This is a genomic window from Staphylococcus caprae (genome assembly GCF_002902725.1).
GTDB classification, from domain to species: domain Bacteria; phylum Bacillota; class Bacilli; order Staphylococcales; family Staphylococcaceae; genus Staphylococcus; species Staphylococcus caprae.
Genome location: NZ_PPRT01000072.1, coordinates 1 through 964 on the forward strand (window position 1 = coordinate 1; position 964 = coordinate 964).

Sequence of the window (964 nt, forward strand, 5' to 3'; positions counted from 1 at the left end):
ACACCTGTTCCCATGCCGAACACAGAAGTTAAGCTCCTTAGCGCCGATGGTAGTCGGGCTTACGTCCCGCTAGAGTAGGACGTTGCCAGGCAATATATAATTGGAGAATTAGCTCAGCTGGGAGAGCATCTGCCTTACAAGCAGAGGGTCGGCGGTTCGAACCCGTCATTCTCCACCATTTAATTAAATAAGCCGGCCTAGCTCAATTGGTAGAGCAACTGACTTGTAATCAGTAGGTTGGGGGTTCAAGTCCTCTGGCCGGCACCATCTATAGAGCCATTAGCTCAGTTGGTAGAGCATCTGACTTTTAATCAGAGGGTCAGAGGTTCGAATCCTCTATGGCTCACCATTAGATACGCGGGTGTGGCGGAATTGGCAGACGCACTAGACTTAGGATCTAGCGCCTTCACGGCGTGGGGGTTCGACTCCCTTCACCCGCATATGCGGAAGTAGTTCAGTGGTAGAACACCACCTTGCCAAGGTGGGGGTCGCGGGTTCGAATCCCGTCTTCCGCTCCATTATTTTGCCGGGGTGGCGGAACTGGCAGACGCACAGGACTTAAAATCCTGCGGTGAGAGATCACCGTACCGGTTCGATTCCGGTCCTCGGCACCATCTTTTAAATTATATGCGCCCGTAGCTCAACTGGATAGAGCGTTTGACTACGGATCAAGAGGTTATGGGTTCGACTCCTATCGGGCGCGCTTATTCTACGGGAAGTAGCTCAGCTTGGTAGAGCACTTGGTTTGGGACCAAGGGGTCGTAGGTTCGAATCCTGTCTTCCCGATAGTACATATTAATATGGGGGCTTAGCTCAGCTGGGAGAGCGCCTGCTTTGCACGCAGGAGGTCAGCGGTTCGATCCCGCTAGTCTCCACCATATTTAATTTATAAACTACATAACGGCGGTGTAGCTCAGCTGGCTAGAGCGTACGGTTCATACCCGTGAGGTCGGGGGTTCGATCC

Annotated in this window: 9 tRNA genes and 1 rRNA gene; all 10 read left to right on the forward strand. The window is 52.6% G+C overall.

Annotated elements, in window-relative coordinates:
- A 5S ribosomal RNA gene (gene rrf / locus CD155_RS11085) occupies nt 1–91 on the forward strand; the annotation flags it as partial.
- A gap of 11 nt (nt 92–102) precedes the next feature.
- Nucleotides 103–178 (forward strand) — tRNA-Val (locus CD155_RS11090).
- Nucleotides 179–191: 13 nt separating this feature from the next.
- A tRNA-Thr gene (locus CD155_RS11095) sits at nt 192–267 on the forward strand.
- Between the two features lie 6 nt (nt 268–273).
- Nucleotides 274–349, forward strand: a tRNA-Lys gene (locus CD155_RS11100).
- A gap of 8 nt (nt 350–357) precedes the next feature.
- Nucleotides 358–440 (forward strand) — tRNA-Leu (locus tag CD155_RS11105).
- 3 nt (nt 441–443) lie between these two features.
- Nucleotides 444–518: transfer RNA gene (locus CD155_RS11110), tRNA-Gly, on the forward strand.
- A 7-nt stretch (nt 519–525) separates the two neighbouring features.
- Nucleotides 526–614, forward strand: a tRNA-Leu gene (locus CD155_RS11115).
- Nucleotides 615–629: 15 nt separating this feature from the next.
- Nucleotides 630–703: transfer RNA gene (locus tag CD155_RS11120), tRNA-Arg, on the forward strand.
- 9 nt (nt 704–712) lie between these two features.
- Nucleotides 713–786, forward strand: a tRNA-Pro gene (locus CD155_RS11125).
- A gap of 16 nt (nt 787–802) precedes the next feature.
- Nucleotides 803–878, forward strand: a tRNA-Ala gene (locus CD155_RS11130).
- Nucleotides 879–964: the final 86 nt, after the last annotated feature.